General features: G+C 42.6%; 26 protein-coding genes. 1 reads left to right on the top strand and 25 read right to left on the bottom strand.

Going from position 1 to position 16,915, the window contains the following annotated elements; all coding sequences use genetic code 11:
- Positions 1-153: 153 nt before the first annotated feature.
- On the bottom strand, positions 154-1,590 hold the full coding sequence (locus tag B2746_RS10210) for a membrane dipeptidase (RefSeq protein ID WP_290793043.1): 1,437 nt from the start codon (positions 1,588-1,590) through the stop codon (positions 154-156).
- On the opposite strand from B2746_RS10210, the gene B2746_RS10205 reads away from it, so the two are divergent.
- Positions 1,567-1,734, top strand: coding sequence for a hypothetical protein (locus B2746_RS10205; RefSeq protein WP_290794071.1), 168 nt, complete (start codon positions 1,567-1,569; stop codon positions 1,732-1,734). The genes B2746_RS10210 and B2746_RS10205 overlap by 24 nt on opposite strands.
- 17 nt (positions 1,735-1,751) lie before the next feature.
- On the opposite strand, the gene rpsA is transcribed toward B2746_RS10205, so the two are convergent.
- From rpsA to rplD, 24 genes are all read right to left on the bottom strand, one after another.
- A complete protein-coding gene (gene rpsA, locus B2746_RS10200; RefSeq protein WP_290793040.1) occupies positions 1,752-3,653 on the bottom strand; it encodes a 30S ribosomal protein S1 in 1,902 nt (633 codons plus the stop codon).
- A 70-nt stretch (positions 3,654-3,723) separates the two neighbouring features.
- Complete coding sequence (locus B2746_RS10195; RefSeq protein WP_290793038.1) at positions 3,724-4,947, bottom strand: NAD(P)/FAD-dependent oxidoreductase; 1,224 nt, start codon at positions 4,945-4,947, stop codon at positions 3,724-3,726.
- Between the two features lie 29 nt (positions 4,948-4,976).
- On the bottom strand, positions 4,977-5,447 hold the full coding sequence (locus B2746_RS10190; protein WP_290793035.1) for a hypothetical protein: 471 nt from the start codon (positions 5,445-5,447) through the stop codon (positions 4,977-4,979).
- A gap of 131 nt (positions 5,448-5,578) precedes the next feature.
- Positions 5,579-6,373, bottom strand: coding sequence for a type I methionyl aminopeptidase (gene map, locus B2746_RS10185; RefSeq protein WP_290793032.1), 795 nt, complete (start codon positions 6,371-6,373; stop codon positions 5,579-5,581).
- A 70-nt stretch (positions 6,374-6,443) separates the two neighbouring features.
- Positions 6,444-7,778: a preprotein translocase subunit SecY gene (secY, locus tag B2746_RS10180; RefSeq protein WP_290793029.1), complete on the bottom strand. Its 1,335-nt coding sequence runs from the start codon at positions 7,776-7,778 to the stop codon at positions 6,444-6,446.
- Between the two features lie 75 nt (positions 7,779-7,853).
- Positions 7,854-8,303, bottom strand: a complete 450-nt coding sequence (rplO, locus tag B2746_RS10175) for a 50S ribosomal protein L15 (protein ID WP_290793025.1) — start codon at positions 8,301-8,303, stop codon at positions 7,854-7,856.
- Positions 8,304-8,390: 87 nt separating this feature from the next.
- On the bottom strand, positions 8,391-8,570 hold the full coding sequence (gene rpmD / locus B2746_RS10170) for a 50S ribosomal protein L30 (RefSeq protein ID WP_290793022.1): 180 nt from the start codon (positions 8,568-8,570) through the stop codon (positions 8,391-8,393).
- Positions 8,571-8,589: 19 nt separating this feature from the next.
- Positions 8,590-9,108 carry a 30S ribosomal protein S5 gene (gene rpsE, locus B2746_RS10165; RefSeq protein ID WP_290793019.1) on the bottom strand — a complete coding sequence of 173 codons (519 nt, stop codon included), beginning with the start codon at positions 9,106-9,108 and terminating at the stop codon, positions 8,590-8,592.
- Between the two features lie 45 nt (positions 9,109-9,153).
- A complete protein-coding gene (rplR, locus tag B2746_RS10160; protein ID WP_290793016.1) occupies positions 9,154-9,507 on the bottom strand; it encodes a 50S ribosomal protein L18 in 354 nt (117 codons plus the stop codon).
- Positions 9,508-9,581: 74 nt separating this feature from the next.
- Entirely contained in the window at positions 9,582-10,136 is a 555-nt protein-coding gene (gene rplF / locus B2746_RS10155; protein WP_290793013.1) for a 50S ribosomal protein L6, read from the bottom strand.
- A 122-nt stretch (positions 10,137-10,258) separates the two neighbouring features.
- The gene (gene rpsH, locus B2746_RS10150) at positions 10,259-10,657 is read right to left on the bottom strand and encodes a 30S ribosomal protein S8 (protein ID WP_290793010.1); all 399 of its coding nucleotides are present in this window, start codon (positions 10,655-10,657) and stop codon (positions 10,259-10,261) included.
- A gap of 88 nt (positions 10,658-10,745) precedes the next feature.
- A complete protein-coding gene (rpsN, locus tag B2746_RS10145) occupies positions 10,746-11,015 on the bottom strand; it encodes a 30S ribosomal protein S14 (RefSeq protein WP_290793007.1) in 270 nt (89 codons plus the stop codon).
- 22 nt (positions 11,016-11,037) lie between these two features.
- Positions 11,038-11,619 (bottom strand): 50S ribosomal protein L5, encoded by a 582-nt coding sequence (gene rplE / locus B2746_RS10140; RefSeq protein WP_290793003.1) that lies wholly within the window; start codon positions 11,617-11,619, stop codon positions 11,038-11,040.
- Positions 11,619-11,957, bottom strand: a complete 339-nt coding sequence (gene rplX, locus B2746_RS10135) for a 50S ribosomal protein L24 (RefSeq protein WP_290793000.1) — start codon at positions 11,955-11,957, stop codon at positions 11,619-11,621. Before rplX ends, rplE begins: the two co-directional genes overlap by 1 nt.
- Before the next feature lie 70 nt (positions 11,958-12,027).
- The gene (gene rplN / locus B2746_RS10130; RefSeq protein WP_039132458.1) at positions 12,028-12,396 is read right to left on the bottom strand and encodes a 50S ribosomal protein L14; all 369 of its coding nucleotides are present in this window, start codon (positions 12,394-12,396) and stop codon (positions 12,028-12,030) included.
- Positions 12,397-12,437: 41 nt separating this feature from the next.
- Positions 12,438-12,695 (bottom strand): 30S ribosomal protein S17, encoded by a 258-nt coding sequence (gene rpsQ / locus B2746_RS10125; RefSeq protein ID WP_290792994.1) that lies wholly within the window; start codon positions 12,693-12,695, stop codon positions 12,438-12,440.
- A 50-nt stretch (positions 12,696-12,745) separates the two neighbouring features.
- Entirely contained in the window at positions 12,746-12,958 is a 213-nt protein-coding gene (gene rpmC / locus B2746_RS10120; protein WP_290792991.1) for a 50S ribosomal protein L29, read from the bottom strand.
- Positions 12,959-12,985: 27 nt separating this feature from the next.
- On the bottom strand, positions 12,986-13,405 hold the full coding sequence (gene rplP, locus B2746_RS10115) for a 50S ribosomal protein L16 (protein WP_290792988.1): 420 nt from the start codon (positions 13,403-13,405) through the stop codon (positions 12,986-12,988).
- Between the two features lie 71 nt (positions 13,406-13,476).
- Positions 13,477-14,271: a 30S ribosomal protein S3 gene (gene rpsC, locus B2746_RS10110; RefSeq protein WP_349680611.1), complete on the bottom strand. Its 795-nt coding sequence runs from the start codon at positions 14,269-14,271 to the stop codon at positions 13,477-13,479.
- Between the two features lie 30 nt (positions 14,272-14,301).
- Positions 14,302-14,637 carry a 50S ribosomal protein L22 gene (rplV, locus tag B2746_RS10105; RefSeq protein ID WP_290792985.1) on the bottom strand — a complete coding sequence of 112 codons (336 nt, stop codon included), beginning with the start codon at positions 14,635-14,637 and terminating at the stop codon, positions 14,302-14,304.
- Positions 14,638-14,691: 54 nt separating this feature from the next.
- Positions 14,692-14,961 (bottom strand): 30S ribosomal protein S19, encoded by a 270-nt coding sequence (gene rpsS / locus B2746_RS10100; protein WP_290792982.1) that lies wholly within the window; start codon positions 14,959-14,961, stop codon positions 14,692-14,694.
- Between the two features lie 35 nt (positions 14,962-14,996).
- Positions 14,997-15,836 carry a 50S ribosomal protein L2 gene (rplB, locus tag B2746_RS10095; protein ID WP_290792979.1) on the bottom strand — a complete coding sequence of 280 codons (840 nt, stop codon included), beginning with the start codon at positions 15,834-15,836 and terminating at the stop codon, positions 14,997-14,999.
- Positions 15,837-15,951: 115 nt separating this feature from the next.
- Complete coding sequence (gene rplW / locus B2746_RS10090) at positions 15,952-16,251, bottom strand: 50S ribosomal protein L23 (RefSeq protein WP_290792976.1); 300 nt, start codon at positions 16,249-16,251, stop codon at positions 15,952-15,954.
- 24 nt (positions 16,252-16,275) lie between these two features.
- The gene (gene rplD, locus B2746_RS10085; RefSeq protein WP_290792972.1) at positions 16,276-16,914 is read right to left on the bottom strand and encodes a 50S ribosomal protein L4; all 639 of its coding nucleotides are present in this window, start codon (positions 16,912-16,914) and stop codon (positions 16,276-16,278) included.
- Position 16,915: the final 1 nt, after the last annotated feature.

Raw genomic sequence — 16,915 nt, 5'->3', positions numbered from 1 at the left:
TGGGAAACCAGCTCTTTATAGATTTATGCCTGCTTTGTATGCAACAGGTGCGTAGTAGCGAAGGGGGATTTAAAACCATTTGGCCGAATAAACGGAGTGAATGTTTATGAAATCAGCAGCCAACCTTCTAGGTTTACTTAATTCCATGGAGCATTACAAGGCAGGCTTTTTTTTGTATTTCCTGAAATACTGATCGAGGAAAGACACTGCATTTCCCGAACTTATTTTTTGCATAATGGATACCGGCTCTAACCAGCCATTTTCAGGTAAATTCCAGGTTCCCTTACGAAGTAATAAGTAGTTTTCAATTAGCTTCAGCAAATTCATTCCAAGGTCTGAAAAGTCCATGGAACCAAGGCAACCATCTGGCGGATTAACTGAACCATCAAAATCACTTCCAATACATATCATATCCCAGGCAGGCAATCGGGCCCTGTCTAATACTTCCGCTATATGTTGAATCTGGGTCCAAACCAGCAAAGCTGCAGGACTTACTTTTTTTTGTGCAGCGATGGCTGGTACCTGGTGAATAAATGATTTGCTGGCCAGTCTTCTGCAGTCTAACTGAAGGGCAAATAATCCTCCCGATTTAGAAATTGTAATAAGTTCTTCATCATAGAAATTAATATCTGTCTTATAAAAAAGGTTTTCAGCTCCGGGTATGGTTGTTCCTCCAATTAAATTAAGGCCGGTTACACCACCATGACTCACGATAATCGGAAGCCATTGACTAGGAGCATAGTCCGTTTCAAGAATTTCAAAATATTGCTTCCTTGCCTTAAGACTCATGTGTTTTATATCAATCAGTATGGGAGCGCCCTGTTCATCACTTAGCAGTTCATGAAGCGTTTTAATACCGAGCTCTGTAAAACCTTCATTCATTCCATTCTTCTGGTTTACAAGCGGTCCAAGTATTTCAAGACTAGGTGCATGCCCGCATAGGTCATTGTAGAAATTATGGGCAAATGTTATAAAAACAGGCGGATGCTCCCATTGTTTAACAGCCCTGACCTTTTCAACAACTTCATCAGGATCCGGAGTTCGGCCAAACTCTCCCAATCCAGTATTAAAAACATGAGCGCCTTCAATGCTTAGCACTATTCCCAATCTGTTTTTGGCAATCATAACTTCCTCCAGTTCCTGCGAGGAAGAAATAAAAGTCCAGCTTCGATCCTCACCATTTTCTGGAGAGCTTCGCTCACTATTTCGAAAAAAATCATATTCCCGCTCAAGGTCCTGGAAGTAATCGAGATGCCGCTGCAGATGCCTCACTCTTCGGTAACCTATACCTGTAACAAGATCAGATACATATGCAGAAACCAACCCACTTCCTGTAAGATTAATAAAAAATCCTTTTTCAAACGGATAAAGAGAAACGAATGCCAGCTTCACATTTCCAGAACACATGGCTGAAAGGTCGGCCTGAGAGTAGCTAGAAATACCAGATATATTTTTTACCAGCCGACGGTATTTTGTAAGTGGTTGGTGGTACCATAGATTAGAGCGTGGATCGGAAATAACCGATTCATTAAATGAATGACCGAAGGTTTTCAAATTCGGATGGCAATGGATGTCAGCAAATTTGAACATGAGGCTTGTGTTGGATTTGTAACAAATCGCAAGAAAAAAAGAACGGGAAAAGAAACTAGTTTTAAGGTACCTGTTTATTATGGAACAAGCAAATCAGATTCCGACATAAAAAAAGGTGCAGCTTTTGCTGCACCTTATTATTGAGAATTCCAATTTGCTTATTAAGCGCCTTCGCCTTCCCCGCCTTCCAGCTTCTTCTTGAGTTCAGCCAGTACACCCAGATCACCCAAAGTAGCTTTTTCAACTTTGCTTTGGATATTCTTAACCGCTTTCTTGGTTTTATCTGCTTCAGCTTTAGCTTCCTTCTTAACAGCTTCTCTTTCTTCTGCTTTAGCAACTTCCCAGGTGCGTGCGTGACTTACAACAATCCGCTTTTCGTTACGGTCGAATTCGATTACCAAAAACTGATTGGTTTCTTCCGCATTTACAGAGCTACCATCTTCTTTTGCAAGGTGACGGTTAGGAGCAAATCCTTCCAAACCATAAGGCAATTGAACAATAGCACCTTTGTCGTCCTTACGGATTACGGTTCCTTCATGAACTGTACCGATAGCAAATGTATCTTCCAGTGCATTCCAGGGATCTTCTTCCAGTTGCTTATGTCCAAGTTGCAGTTTGCGGTTTTCTTTATCAATTCCGAGAATGATAATATCGATTCTCTCTCCCACTTTAGTGTACTCAGAAGGATGGTTGAATCGCTTCAGCCAGCTCAGGTCACTGATGTGAATCATACCACCAATACCAGGCTCCAGTTCAACAAATACACCGTAAGGAGTAATGTTTTTCACGAGACCGCTATGACGGCTTTCAACAGGGAATTTATTTTCGATTTCATTCCAGGGATCAGGAGTCATTTGTTTGATAGAAAGACTCATCTTGCGTGCATCCTTATCAAGGGTAACGATTTTAGCTTCGTATTCGTCGCCCAGTTTAAAGAATTCTTTCGCGTTGATGGGGGTATTTGCCCAGGTAATTTCACTAACGTGAACCAGTCCTTCCACTCCAGGCATAATTTCCAGGAATGCGCCATAATCTTCAATATTCACAACTTTACCTTTAACTACATTACTTTCTGTAACGTTTTCAGGCAGCACATCCCAAGGATGTGGCGTAAGTTGTTTCAGACCAAGGCTGATCCGCTTTTTGTCGTCGTCGAAATCCAATACCACCACATTCAGCTTCTGGTCCAGTTTCAACACCTCTGAAGGGTGGTTGATACGACCCCAGCTGATATCGGTAATGTAGAGCAATCCGTCCAGACCACCCAGATCCATAAAGGCACCGAAATCGGTGATATTCTTGATGGTTCCTTCCAGTACCTGGCCTTTTTCGAGTTTGCCCATAATCTCTGCACGTTGTGCTTCGATATCGCTTTCGATCAATGCTTTGTGCGATACTACTGCATTCTTGATGGCTTCGTTTACTTTCACCACTTTGAATTCCATTGTTTTACCAACAAACTGATCATAATCAGTTACCGGTTTCACATCGATCTGAGAACCTGGCAGGAAGGTTTCCATACCAAATACATCCACGATAAGACCACCTTTGGTTTTGCTGGTAACGGTACCAGTAACAATTTCACCAGTCTTGTGAACTTCCACGATTTTTTCCCATGCACGTGTAATACGAGCCTGTTTGCGGCTTAGGTGAAGATGGCCCTGACGGTCTTCTTTTTCCACCACCATAACTTCCACTTCATCACCAATCTTCAATCCATGAAGATCACGGAATTCGTTTAAGGAAATCAAACCATCACTTTTAAATCCGATGTTCAGTACTACGTCGGTTTTAGTTAAACCAACCACAGCACCTTTAATCAGTTCTCCATCAGTGATAGCAACAAAAGTTGCTTCGTACACTTTGTCGTACTTTGCTTTTTCTTCAGAATTGTAAGAAGAAACATTGCGCTTGTCGATGCTCCAGTCGAAATCATCGTGCGCAGTGGCTACCTCAACAGGTGCCTCAGGTGCAGTTGTTGTCGCTGTAGTTGCTTCTGCGGGTGCAGCAGCAGACTCCTGATCATCAGCGTTTAATTGTTTAGCAAAAATGTTTTGAAACATATTGTTTTCCCGATGGTTTTATTCGGGCCTGCAAAGATAGGTAAAATGAGCTTCACAGCTGCTTTTTGGGCTATTTTTTAACGATGGAATTAGCTGCCAGCCAGCCACTGGTCCAGGCATGTTGAAAATTGAAACCACCCGTGATTCCATCCACATCCAGCACCTCCCCCGCAAAATAGAGTCCGGGGTGTAACCGGCTTTCCATGGTAGCCGGATTTACGTCGGCCAATGAGATTCCGCCTGCGGTTACAAACTCCTCTTTAAAGGTTGTTTTTCCATGCACCTCCAACTCCATGGCGCACAATAGTTTAACCAGTTTATTCTGCTCTCTGGCTGGTAATTCACCCCATTTAGCTTCGGGATCTGCTCCTGTTTCATTTAACAGGTATTCCCAAAATCGCTGTGGTAAACCAAAGGGATTTCTGTTTATTAATTTAAGCGCGCCTTTTTCATTGCGGAACAACCGGATAAATTCAAGCAAACGCTGTTCATGATAGTCTGGCACCCAGTTTATTACTACCCGGAATTGCCAGTTTTTTTCAGCCAGCTGGCGGGCTCCCCAGGCACTTAAACGCAAAATAGCCGGACCGCTTAATCCCCAATGCGTAATCAACACCGGTCCTTTTTCCATCAGTTTGGTTCCGTTAATTTTAACCTGCGCCGGGTCAACCACCACTCCCATCAGATCCCGGATCGAATGGCCCGGCAGGTTGAATGTGAACAGCGATGGAACCGGATCCTGAATAACATGTTTGGTAGATTTGAGCCAATCAAACTGACTGCTTTTAGGATACCCACCAGAAGCCACACATACAGCATCTGCAAAAAATTCATTGGTTGTTGTTTTAATTCGCCAGCTCCCTTCTAATTGCTCCAACTCCTGCACTTCCTGATTCATACGGATCTGCACTCCATATTTAGCAGCTTCCGTCAATAAACAGGTGATTATTGATGCAGAATCGTTGGAAACAGGAAACATCCGACCATCTTCTTCCACTTTTAAAGGCACTCCCCTATTTTCAAACCATTGAATGGTGTCTGATGGGTTAAAATATCCAAATGTTTTTTTAACAAACTTCTCTCCCCGTGGATACTTTTTAGACAATGCCGGGATTTCAAAACAGGCATGTGTTACATTACATCTTCCACCTCCACTGATGCGGACCTTCGACAGCAGTTTGGATGATTTCTCCAGTAATACTACGGTTAATGCCGGATCCAGTGCAGCCGCATTTACTGCACAAAAAAAGCCGGCAGCACCTCCTCCAATTACAACTAATGTCCTATTATCCATACCAACAAAAATACAGGAATACCAGCGCATCAATTGTTGGAAGCCAATGGATAGTACGACTCGTAAAAAAACAGGGACCGTAAATTAGGAAACCTGATATCCTCTATTTCCGAAGGCATCAGATCTTCTACCAGGAATCGCAACATTTCCTTTCCGGATAATTCTTCCTGAAAAATTATTTCCAGTCCATTGCCGTTCAGAATCTTTAAAAGTAAATCGGCCAGTTTGGAGCATTCTTCTTCGGTTCGGATTATCGTGAGATCAGGTAGTGGTGGTTCCCCAATAAAACGGTGTATGGCAACTTTTTCAGAATGGGTAATGCCTTCAATAGCCATTACCATTTTCAGAAAAGCATGTTCCATTTCCGGACTTGCCTCGGCTGAAATATGCACCTCCGCACCTTTTTCAGCCTGAAGCCGGATTCTCATCAGTTCATTTTCAATTTTTAATTGTTCCTGGGGGTCTTCACTGAAATGCAGTGATTCATCAATGTTTTTCATTGTACCATGTTTTAATGTCAGTAATAAATTCTGTACAGTGTAAACATGATAAATAAAAATAACCTGGTCAGGAGTGAAAACACCCTTTTTGACCAGGTTAAAAAACGGGTGCTGCAGCACCTAAACGCATATCAGCTAACTAAATTCGGATTTGATTTTTCAGCAGCTTCGATCTCTTCAAAACTGGAGAGAATATCAGCTTTCCCTCTGCGAACACAAATAGTATGTTCGAAATGTGCAGCCGGTAAACCATCCTTGGTTTTTACTGTCCAGCCATCATCATCATACCAAACTTCTTTTACCCCCATATTAATCATGGGTTCTATTGCTATCACCAATCCATCTTTCAATTTTGCTCCACTCCCTCTTCTACCATAATTCGGAACCTGTGGTTCTTCATGCAAATGCCTGCCTAATCCATGTCCAACAAGTTCCCTCACAACACCATATTTATGCTTGCGTTCCGCAAAATCCTGAATGGCAAATGAAATATCTCCTACTCTGTTGCCAGCTATTGCTTTTTCAATTCCCAGATAAAGAGATTCTTTGGTAACCTGTAATAACTGCTTTGATTCTTCTGATATGGTTCCAATAGCAAATGTATAGGCACTATCTCCATGGAATCCATTTTTATATACACCAACATCAACTGAGACGATATCTCCCTCTTTAATCGGTCGATCATTTGGAAATCCGTGTACAACGGCATCATTTACACTGATACAACAGGTAAATGGGAATCCTTTATAATTTTTGAAAGAAGGAACTGCTCCATGATCACGGATAAATTGTTCTGCCAGTTCATCCACTTGTAAAGTTGTCATACCCGGACGAATGGAGCTGGCTACCTGAGCAAGTGTTTTGCTAACCAATAAACTACTTTCCCGGATCAGTTCAACTTCGGCACTGGTTTTATAATATATCATGCGCTAAAAAAAAATTCCCGGCAAAGGTAATCCTTTACCGGGAGTTATAAATTATGTACAATTCTTCGACTTAAATAGTAGTTGTACTTACGGCCTGACGCCCCTGGATTCTTCCACTTTTCATGAGGCCATCATATTGACGCATCAGCAATTGTGTCTCAATCTGCTGCAGCGTATCCAATACAACACCCACCATAATCAGCAGGGAAGTACCGCCAAAGAAGGAAGCAAATCCCTGTGTAATACCAAGTCGCTGGGCAAATCCGGGCAATATACCTACCAGTGCAAGAAGAATTGCTCCGGGTAAGGTAATCCGGTCCATCACACTGCCAATATAATCAGCCGTATCCTGACCAGGTTTTACTCCCGGTATAAAACCGTTGTTTCTTTTCAGATCCTCCGCAATTTGCTTGGGGTTAAAGATCAGGGCAGTATACAGGAAGGTAAATCCTATCACGATTACCGCATAAATAACCATATGCCATGCATTCCTGGGATCAGAAAATATTCTGGCTATTCCCTGACCAGAGTCAAAACTGGTATAGGAAAACAGGGTAGGAAGAAACATAATTGCCTGAGCAAAAATGATTGGCATTACACCTGCGCCATTTACTTTTAAAGGGAGGAATTGTCTGGCACCACCAAACTGTTTATTACCAATTATCTGCTTTGCGTATTGCACCGGGATTTTACGCACCCCCTGAACCAATACAATCAAGCCCATAATTATGGCAATTAAAACAGCGATTTCAATTACGAAAACCAATAATCCCCCGCTGCCTCTGTTACTTTTAGCTGCCCATTCCTGAATAGCAGACTGCGGCAAACGGGCAAGGATACCAACCATGATAATGAGAGAAGTACCATTTCCAAGACCTTTATCCGTTATTTTCTCACCCAGCCACATCACAAACAGGGTACCTGCAGTAAGCACCACGGTTGTAGAAAGCCAGAAATAAGAGGAATAAGAAGCCAGTAAAGCCGGACCATTTACCTGATTCAGATAGGCAACATATGCACCTGCCTGAACAGCAGTAACTGCCACCGTCAGATAACGAGTCCATTGATTGATTTTCTTACGTCCACTTTCTCCTTCTTTCTGAATTTTTTGCATCTGCGGAACCAGAATGGTCATCAGTTGCATAAAGATAGAAGCAGAAATATAGGGCATTATACCCAATGCGAAAATGGATGCCTGTGAAAAAGCACCACCTGCAAACGCATCAATCAGTCCGAGTGCTCCTGATTTAGCAGTTTCGGTATCAATTTTGTTTGGATCAAGACCGGGCAATACGATATGAGCCCCGATCCTGTAAATCAGAATTAGCAGCAGTGTAGTTATGATCTTATTTCTTAACTCTTCAATGCTCCAGATATTCTTCAGCGTCTGAATTAATTTCTTCACGGATTTCTGAGATTTAAGTGAGCCTCCAATAAAAAAGGACGCATTTTTCCAATGCGTCCGGCAAGATAAAGAAAATTACTTTACAATTTCAATTGTTCCCCCAGCCGCTTCAATGGCAGCTTTTGCTTTCTCACTGGCAGCGTTCACCTTAAAATTCAGCTTAGCTTTCAACTCTCCGGTACCAAGAACCTTAACATGATCGGTATGACCAATCAGGCCATTGATATAAAGTGTTTCCAGATTAAATTCAGTCAGACTGTATTTCTCTGCTAATTGTTCAATTTGACCCAGGTTGAATACCTTGTATTCAATACGATGGATATTGGTAAAGCCACGCTTGGGAACACGACGCTGAATAGGCATCTGACCACCTTCGTGAGCACGTTTGGACTTGTAACCGGCCCGGCTTTGTCCACCTTTATTACCTTTTGTAGAAGTACCACCTTTACCGGATGCTTCACCTCTACCTAATCTTTTTTCTTTGTGCGTTGCGCCTTCTGCTGGCTTTAAATTGTGCAGGTTCATTTTACTTGATTTTAAACTTTCGGGGAATCACCCCTCGCATGAATGGTGAAAAGTGAAAAGTGAAAGGTGAAAGACCTTTCACCTTCTTTAAGCTTCTTCCACCTTTAAAAGGTGTTCAACTTTGCGTACCATACCCAGAATCTGAGGGGTGGCTTCAACCTCGCGGGAGGCATTCATCTTTCTCAGACCGAGTGCCTGAAGGGTCAGTTTTTGACTTTCCGGACGGTCGATGGCACTTTTAACTTGTGTGATCTTAATCTTTTTCATCTCTATACTGATTGGGAGATTATCCATTAAATACTTTCTTCAGACTAACGGTACGGGTTTTAGCCACCTGGATTGGTTCTTTCAAAGTAGCAAGTGCTTTGAAAGTTGCTTTAACCACATTATGAGGGTTAGCAGAACCAAGGCTTTTTGCCAATACATCGGTAATTCCGGCGCTCTCCAGTACAGCACGCATGCTACCTCCGGCAATTACACCGGTACCATGTGCAGCAGGCTTAATCAATACTTTAGCAGCTCCTTCTTTAGCCAGCTGATCGTGTGGAATAGTTCCGTGCATTACAGGAACTTTGATCAGGTTTTTCTTTGCGTCTTCGATACCCTTGGTAATAGCTTCCTGAACTTCTTTGGCTTTGCCGAGTCCGTGACCTACCACTCCATTTTCATTTCCTACTACAACAAGTGCAGAGAAACTGAATGCACGACCACCTTTGGTAGTTTTCACAACACGATTGATTGCAACTACTTTCTCCTTGAGCTCAAGGTCACCGGCTTTTACTTTATTTAAAATTACTTGTGCCATTTATTGCAGAAATTAAGTTGAGTTTAGATGATTTGGTACGTTGAATTAGAATTGAAGTCCTCCTTCACGAGCACCATCTGCTACTGCTTTAATACGACCATGGTAGAGACGACCACCCCGGTCGAATACAACCGAAGTAAGACCAAGTGCAGTTGCTTTGGTAGCAATCGCAGCTCCTAACAATTTGCTCTTTTCAGATTTGGTGCCTTTTTGAGCAACAATATCCTTATCACGGGTTGAAGCTGCAGCCAGGGTAACACCATTTTCATCGTCAATCAATTGCACATATGTTTCGGCATTGCTGCGGAAAACTGACAGACGGGGTTTCTGAGCAGTACCAGATACTTTTTTACGTATGCGGTACTGAATCTTCTGCCTTCTGATTGATTTCGTTTCCATTTCTATTTATTTATAGCTCCGATACTGCCGGAGAAATTGAATAATTATTAATTAGCTTTTTTGTGGCTTATCTGTTATTTACCAGCAGATTTACCAGCTTTCTTGCGAACCACTTCACCAACAAAACGAACACCTTTTCCTTTGTATGGCTCTGGTTTACGCAGACTGCGGATTTTCGCAGCGACCTGTCCAAGCAGTTGTTTATCAACGCCTTCCAGTAGAATCTTTGGATTCTGTCCTTTTTCTGTAAGGGTGGCTACTTTGATTTCACTTGGAATTTCAAAAATAATATTGTGAGAATATCCCAAAGCAAGATCCAGTGTATTTCCTGTATTCGCTGCCTTGAAACCCACACCTACCAATTCCATTTGTGCTTTAAAACCTTCAGTTACACCTTTAACCTGATTGGCCAGCAGGGCACGATATAAACCATGCATGGCACGGTGGCGGATCTGGTCGGTTGGACGCTTGATCAGCACTTCATTATCAACTACTTCCACGATGATATCGCGATCAATCGGCTGCTTCAGTTCCCCTTTGGGGCCTTTCACTGTGATCACATTATCTTTTCCAACTGTTACAGTAACACCGGAAGGAATTGTGATGGGTTTTTTACCTATACGAGACATGTCAAAAAATTGATTTGTTAAGCAAAGGATTGTTGATCGGTCAGACGGGTATAGGACGCCTTAATGTATCAACAACCAGTTATATATGAATTGCGCAATGTTGCCATTGCGCAATAAGTTGATTAATAAATGTAACAAAGTACCTCACCACCTACATTCTGCGATTTCGCTTCCTTATCGGTCATTACTCCTTTAGAAGTTGAAAGGATCGCAACACCCAATCCGTTTTTTACACGAACAAAATCAGCAGGCTTGGCATACTGGCGCAAACCAGGACGGCTAACACGCTCCAGACTCTGGATGGCAGGTGTTTTAGTAGAAGGATCATATTTCAGGGCGATTTTAATCAGGCCCTGTTTGCTATCTTCTTCAAATTTGTATTTCAGGATATATCCTTTATCGTACAAAATTTCAGTAATACGCTTTTTCAGGTTAGAAGCAGGAATCTCCACTATTCTGTGACCAGCCATTTGAGCATTCCGAATGCGGGTCAGGAAGTCTGCTATAGGATCAGTAACCATTGTCTTTAATAAGTTTGATTGATAATTGTTTTACAATGCGATATCCTATCTGATATCTACAATTTAATAGTTCCTGCTGGATTTTATTTTACCAGCTGGCTTTCTTAACTCCAGGAATCTTACCGGCCAGGGCCATATCACGGAACATGATCCTTGATAATCCGAAATAACGCATATAGCCTTTCGGACGACCAGTCAGCTGGCAGCGATTCTTCAAACGAACGGGAGAAGCATTTTTTGGAAGGGTATCCAATGCCTGGTAATCACCGGCTGCTTTCAGCGCTGCACGCTTTTCAGCAAACTTAGCTACCATAGCTTCTCTTTTCCTTTGTCTGGCTTCTACTGATTTTTTTGCCATATTAAAAATTAAAAAGTATTCTTTATTGTGCGTTTTCGCCTTTTCTGATATTACGGAAAGGCATTCCCATTTCCTTCAACAATTCATACGCTTCTTCATTCGTATTGGCTGTTGTAACAAACGTAATATCCAAACCTGTAATCTTATTCACCTTATCAATATCGATTTCAGGGAAAATGATTTGCTCAGTAACACCCAGGGTATAATTACCACGGCCGTCAAAAGCTTTTTCACTGATACCTTTAAAGTCACGTACACGGGGAAGTGATACGGAAATCAAACGATCCAGGAATTCATACATTTTCTCACCACGCAGCGTAACACGAGCACCAATGGGCATGTTCTTACGCAGTTTGAAATTCGAAATATCTTTTTTGGACATGGTAGCAACTGCTTTCTGACCAGTAATGGTAGACAGCTCTTCTACTGCAATGTCAACCAGCTTCTTGTCGGCCACAGCGCCATTAACGCCACGGTTCAGACAGATTTTGGTAAGTTTTGGCGCCTGCATGATAGTGCCATAGCCAAACTTCTTCATTAAGGCAGGTACAACTTCTTTCTTGTACTTGTCTGCCAGACGCGGAGTATATTTAACGGTACTCATTACTTAATTACCTCCCCTGATTTTTTAGCAACACGAACTAATTTACCGGCTTCACGGGTACGCTTAACTTTAGTTGCGGCACCAGCTTTAGCATCCCACAACATAATGTTGGAGATATTGATGGCAGCTTCCTTCTTTACAATACCACCTTTGGTATTCTGGGCAGAAGGTTTAGTGTGTTTGGTGATAATATTCACCCCTTCCACTATTACACGGCCTTCGTCAACCATAACTTCCAAAACCTTGCGTGGTTTTTTCAGGTCTTTGTCGTCGCCGGTAATAACCACCACCGTGTCGCCCTTTTTAATGTTGTATTTCGCTTTGAATCTTGTGCTCATGTAGATTCTGTTTATCTAGTTTATCACTATTGTTTGGTGCCCGTGCCCCAATCGGGGCGCAAAGGTACGATTATAATACTTCCGGAGCAAGAGAAATAATCTTCATATATCCCTTGTCGCGCAGTTCTCTTGCAACAGGTCCGAAAATACGCGTACCACGAGGTTCATCCGAGTTGTTTAACAATACCACGGCATTGTCATCAAAGCGGATATACGAACCGTCTTTCCGGCGCAATTTGTTCTTGGTACGAACAATTACCGCTTTGGTTACAGTACCTTTTTTAATACCTCCTGCAGGAATGGCATCTTTAACAGTTACAACAATCTTGTCACCAATCCGGGCATAGTCCTGTCCGCTGTTTCCCAACACGCGAATAACCAGCACTTCCTTGGCTCCACTGTTATCAGCTACATTCAGTCTGCTTTCTTGCTGAATCATCTTTAATTAATTTATTCAATTAGTAATGTAAAACAGAGGGATTACTTCACTTTCTCTACGATCTCCACCATTCTCCAGCGTTTTGTTTTGCTGAGTGGACGGGTTTCCATAATCCGGACCATATCACCAATGCTGCACTCGTTTTTCTCGTCGTGTGCATGGAATTTAGTGGTCTTTTTTACGAACTTACCGTAGATGGGGTGTTTCACCTTTCTTTCCACTGCAACAGTAACGGTCTTTTCCATTTTGTTGCTGGTTACTACACCAATCCTTGTTTTACGCAAATTTCTTTCAGCCATTGTTATCTTTTTTAGCTTATTCGCTTTTTGAATACACCTGGACTACCCAATCAGGCAGTGGCCAGTTTTTTGGTTAATTCCGTTTTCAGGCGGGAAATATCCCTGCGAAGTGAACGAATACTCATCGGATTCTCCAGTGGAGTGATCGCATGAGCGAACTCCAGCTTCTTCAGACGCAGTTCATCTTCCTGGATGCGAGCCTTGAGATCAGCCAAACTCATGTCTTTCAGGTTGGCTACGAAATCTGTGGTCTTCTTTGACATCGTATGGTCGATTTTGTTGTTATTAGCTTAAGACTGTAATTCACGACGAATTACAAACTTTGTTTTAATTGGTAACTTCTGAGCAGCCAGTTCCATAGCGGCTTTGGCAGTTTCTTCAGATACACCATCGCACTCAAACAGAATACGACCGGGCTTTACTACAGCAGCCCAATGATCAGGGTTACCTTTACCTTTACCCATCCTTACTTCAGCGGGCTTTTTGGTAACTATTTTATCAGGAAAAATGCGGATCCAGACATTCCCTTCCCTTTTCATGGAACGGGTCATTGCCTGACGGGCACTTTCAATCTGGCGATCGGTCATCCACACTGTTTCCAATGCCTTCAAACCGAAGGAGCCAAATGACAGACTGGTGCCACGTTTTGCATTACCTTTCACAGGCATTTTCTGCATCTTCCTGTGCTTGGTTCTTTTTGGCTGTAACATCTCTTATATTAATTTGTCAATGTTCTTAAATCTGATACCTTCTAACTTCCAACTACACACTTCACAATTCCCTAGCCTCTGCGGCGGTCGCCTCCACGGCCTCCACCTCCACCACCTCTTCTGTCTCCACCACGATCGCCGCCACCACGACGATCATCACCGCCACGGCCTTCCCGACGATCACCCATCGGTCCACCTTCTTTTCCACTGATTATATTCGGATTCAGGTCACGTTTTGCCAGTACTTCACCTTTACAGATCCATACTTTGATACCAATTTTACCATAAACAGTCAGGGCAAATACATTGGCATAATCTATATCCATACGCAGGGTATGCAACGGCGTACGACCTTGTTTGATTTCTTCAGAACGGGCAATTTCAGCACCACCCAAACGACCACTTACTTTCACCTTGATACCTTCAGCACCCATACGCAAAGCGGATGCAATGGCCATCTTGATAGCACGTTTGTAGTTGATCCGGTTTTCGATCTGTTTAGCGATGGTATCTCCAACGATGTTGGCATCCAGCTCCGGACGACGAATCTCCAGAATATTAATCTGAACATCATCCTTCCCAGTCAGTTTCTTCAATTCTTCCTTGATACGATCCACCTCATTACCACCTTTTCCTATGATGATACCAGGCTTGGAAGTATGAATTGTAATGATCAACTTACCAAGGGTACGCTCAATAACAATTTTAGAGATTCCTCCTTTGTTAATACGCGCCATCAGGTAGGTACGGATCTTATGATCCTCAATCAACTTGGTTGAGTAGTCTTTTTTACTGCCAAACCAGTTGCTTTCCCAACCGCGGATGATTCCCAACCTTGCACCAATAGGATTTGTTTTCTGACCCATTTGTTTGGTATATTAAGTTTATACGATTGATTATTTAGTATCTACAACTACAGTTACGTGATTGCTACGTTTGCGAACACGATAACCACGACCCTGAGGAGCCGGACGCATACGCTTAAGCGTTCTTGCGCCGTCAACAAAAATGGTTTTTACAACCAGTTGGGTCTCATCACCACCTTCATTTGACTGCTTCCAGTTGCTGATCGCACTTACTACCAGTTTGCGCAAAGGAACAGCGGGATGCTTGGCATTGTGCTCTAACACAGCCAGCGCCTTTTCTACTTCCATGCCACGAACCAGGTCAGCTAATAAACGCATCTTTCTGGGCGATGTGGGGTAATTTTTCAGTTTAGCTACTGCTTCCATTTTTTATAAGATTCTATCTCCCGCTTGCGCCTGGGCTTCGGCGGGATTAATTAATTACATTTTTTTGCTTGAGTGTCCCTTGAAGTTACGGGTAGGTGCAAATTCACCTAACTTATGACCTACCATAAACTCCGTTACATATACCGGAATGAATTTGTTACCATTGTGCACCGCAAAAGTGTGACCAACGAAATCAGGTGTAATGGTAGAACGACGGCTCCAGGTTTTGATAACACCTTTCTTGGATTTGCCTTCGATCATATTCATCACCTTCTGCTCCAGTTTTACGTCTACGTAAGGACCTTTTTTAATTGAACGAGCCATATCTAAATTTTAGAATGCTGATTGATGATTGTAGATTATTTATTGGCTAACTTCTTACCGTTCTTGCGTTGGATAATCAGTTTATCAGAGCCTTTATGCTTACGGGTTTTCAGACCTTTTGCATATTTACCTGTTCTGCTTCTCGGATGTCCGCCTGATGCACGGCCTTCACCACCACCCATCGGGTGATCTACAGGGTTCATCGCAACACCACGGTTTCTTGGCTTGATACCCTTCCAACGATTTCTACCAGCCTTACCCATGCTCTGCAGGTTATGATCACTGTTTGATGCTACTCCAACAGTTGCATAACAATTGATCAATACCTTTCTTAACTCTCCGGAAGGCATTTTCAATACAGCGTAACGCTCTTCTTTATTGCTCAACTGGGCAGATGTACCAGCACTACGTGCAATCTTTCCACCCTGACCAGGCTGCATTTCAATATTGTGTACTACCGTACCAAGCGGCATATTTTTCAGCATCAGCGCATTCCCTAATTCAGGAGCTACTGAATCACCACTGATTACCTCAGCACCAACCTGTAAGCCCTGAGGAGCCAGGATATAACGTTTTTCACCATCCGCATAATTCAATAATGCGATGAATGTGGTGCGGTTTGGATCATATTCAATAGACGCAACTTTTGCAGGAATATCCTTTTTGTTACGTTTGAAATCTACCAGACGATACATTTTAGCATGACCGCCACCAATGTAACGCATACTTCTGCGTCCCTGAGCATTACGGCCACCGGTTCCACCTTTCTTTTCTACCAGGCTCTTTTCCGGCTCATTGGTAGTAATTTCAGCATACGCGTTTCCAATTCTCCAGCGCGTACCTGCTGTCATTGGTTTATACTTTCTTAATGCCATCTTCTTATTTTTTGCTGCGAACTTTTCAGCGTCGCACTACTTTAATAATTGTTTTTTCAGTTAGAGTGCTCCAGTTTCAGGCTTTCACCTTTCACCTCTCACCTTTCACTTCTTCCTAAACCGCCCCGTACAGATCAATGGTTTCACCTTCAGCAACGGTTATCAGCGCTTTTTTGTAAGCAGACTTACGACCCTGAATAAATCCGGCTTTGGTAAAGCGGGTTTTATTTTTACCAGGAATCACGGCAGTATTAACATCTACCACTGTAACACCATAAAAGGTTTCAATGGCCTTTTTGATTTCCAGTTTGTTGGCCTTCCTTGCAACTTTGAACGCAAAGCGACGCAGACTTTCCTGCTGGGCATTTGCTTTCTCCGTGAGGATGGGTTTTATCAAAACTTCAGAAAGTTTCATTTCTTTCTATTTAGAATGTAATTATTAAGCGTTTTCTTCAACCTCTGCTTCAGTAAAAACTTTGGCAGCACTTTCACTCAGTACCAGAACCTGTGAATTCACTATATCATAGGTATTCATATCGCTGAGCAGGGTAGCATTCACGGATGGAATATTACGAATACTCAGATACAGGTTATCTCCGTCTTCAGGAAGGATGTACAATGCCTTTTTATCAGCAATATTCAATGCCTTCAAAATTCCGGTGAATGTTTTGGTCTTTGGAGTTTCCAGCTTAACATCTTCCAGGATTACAATAGCACTTTCTTTTGCTTTGTAAGCCAGCGCAGACATTTTTGCCAGATCTTTCACCTTACGATTCAGTTTAAAACTGTAATCGCGGGGTTTTGGCCCGAAAATAGTACCACCACCTTTGTACAAAGGGTTACGGATATTTCCTTTACGGGAACCACCGGTACCTTTTTGTTTGTGCAATTTGCGGCTGGCACCTTTAACCTCCATACGGGTCTTTACCTTATGTGTACCCTGGCGTTGTGCTGCCAGGTATTGCTTTACAGAGAGGTAGATTACGTGATCATTGGGTTCAATCCCGAAGATCTCTTCCGGTAACTCAATGGTTCTTCCGGTCTTCTGTCCTTGTATATTTAAAACATCTACTTGCATC

It is taken from the genome of Flavihumibacter sp. UBA7668, assembly GCF_002483205.1.
GTDB lineage: Bacteria > Bacteroidota > Bacteroidia > Chitinophagales > Chitinophagaceae > Flavihumibacter.
This window is presented reverse-complemented; position numbering and strand designations above follow the sequence as displayed.

What these genes read in the sequence shown, in the direction of transcription:
- B2746_RS10205 (WP_290794071.1), top strand. Translation starts at nt 1,567, where the DNA reads ATGGATGTCAGCAAATTTGAACATGAGGCTTGTGTTGGATTTGTAACA.
- B2746_RS10210 (WP_290793043.1), bottom strand. Translation starts at nt 1,590, where the DNA reads ATGTTCAAATTTGCTGACATCCATTGCCATCCGAATTTGAAAACCTTC.
- rpsA (WP_290793040.1), bottom strand. Translation starts at nt 3,653, where the DNA reads ATGTTTCAAAACATTTTTGCTAAACAATTAAACGCTGATGATCAGGAG.
- B2746_RS10195 (WP_290793038.1), bottom strand. Translation starts at nt 4,947, where the DNA reads ATGGATAATAGGACATTAGTTGTAATTGGAGGAGGTGCTGCCGGCTTT.
- B2746_RS10190 (WP_290793035.1), bottom strand. Translation starts at nt 5,447, where the DNA reads ATGAAAAACATTGATGAATCACTGCATTTCAGTGAAGACCCCCAGGAA.
- map (WP_290793032.1), bottom strand. Translation starts at nt 6,373, where the DNA reads ATGATATATTATAAAACCAGTGCCGAAGTTGAACTGATCCGGGAAAGT.
- rplO (WP_290793025.1), bottom strand. Translation starts at nt 8,303, where the DNA reads ATGAACCTGCACAATTTAAAGCCAGCAGAAGGCGCAACGCACAAAGAA.
- rpmD (WP_290793022.1), bottom strand. Translation starts at nt 8,570, where the DNA reads ATGAAAAAGATTAAGATCACACAAGTTAAAAGTGCCATCGACCGTCCG.
- rpsE (WP_290793019.1), bottom strand. Translation starts at nt 9,108, where the DNA reads ATGGCACAAGTAATTTTAAATAAAGTAAAAGCCGGTGACCTTGAGCTC.
- rplR (WP_290793016.1), bottom strand. Translation starts at nt 9,507, where the DNA reads ATGGAAACGAAATCAATCAGAAGGCAGAAGATTCAGTACCGCATACGT.
- rplF (WP_290793013.1), bottom strand. Translation starts at nt 10,136, where the DNA reads ATGTCTCGTATAGGTAAAAAACCCATCACAATTCCTTCCGGTGTTACT.
- rpsH (WP_290793010.1), bottom strand. Translation starts at nt 10,657, where the DNA reads ATGGTTACTGATCCTATAGCAGACTTCCTGACCCGCATTCGGAATGCT.
- rpsN (WP_290793007.1), bottom strand. Translation starts at nt 11,015, where the DNA reads ATGGCAAAAAAATCAGTAGAAGCCAGACAAAGGAAAAGAGAAGCTATG.
- rplE (WP_290793003.1), bottom strand. Translation starts at nt 11,619, where the DNA reads ATGAGTACCGTTAAATATACTCCGCGTCTGGCAGACAAGTACAAGAAA.
- rplX (WP_290793000.1), bottom strand. Translation starts at nt 11,957, where the DNA reads ATGAGCACAAGATTCAAAGCGAAATACAACATTAAAAAGGGCGACACG.
- rplN (WP_039132458.1), bottom strand. Translation starts at nt 12,396, where the DNA reads ATGATTCAGCAAGAAAGCAGACTGAATGTAGCTGATAACAGTGGAGCC.
- rpsQ (WP_290792994.1), bottom strand. Translation starts at nt 12,695, where the DNA reads ATGGCTGAAAGAAATTTGCGTAAAACAAGGATTGGTGTAGTAACCAGC.
- rpmC (WP_290792991.1), bottom strand. Translation starts at nt 12,958, where the DNA reads ATGTCAAAGAAGACCACAGATTTCGTAGCCAACCTGAAAGACATGAGT.
- rplP (WP_290792988.1), bottom strand. Translation starts at nt 13,405, where the DNA reads ATGTTACAGCCAAAAAGAACCAAGCACAGGAAGATGCAGAAAATGCCT.
- rpsC (WP_349680611.1), bottom strand. Translation starts at nt 14,271, where the DNA reads ATGGGTCAGAAAACAAATCCTATTGGTGCAAGGTTGGGAATCATCCGC.
- rplV (WP_290792985.1), bottom strand. Translation starts at nt 14,637, where the DNA reads ATGGAAGCAGTAGCTAAACTGAAAAATTACCCCACATCGCCCAGAAAG.
- rpsS (WP_290792982.1), bottom strand. Translation starts at nt 14,961, where the DNA reads ATGGCTCGTTCAATTAAAAAAGGTCCTTACGTAGACGTAAAACTGGAG.
- rplB (WP_290792979.1), bottom strand. Translation starts at nt 15,836, where the DNA reads ATGGCATTAAGAAAGTATAAACCAATGACAGCAGGTACGCGCTGGAGA.
- rplW (WP_290792976.1), bottom strand. Translation starts at nt 16,251, where the DNA reads ATGAAACTTTCTGAAGTTTTGATAAAACCCATCCTCACGGAGAAAGCA.
- rplD (WP_290792972.1), bottom strand. Translation starts at nt 16,914, where the DNA reads ATGCAAGTAGATGTTTTAAATATACAAGGACAGAAGACCGGAAGAACC.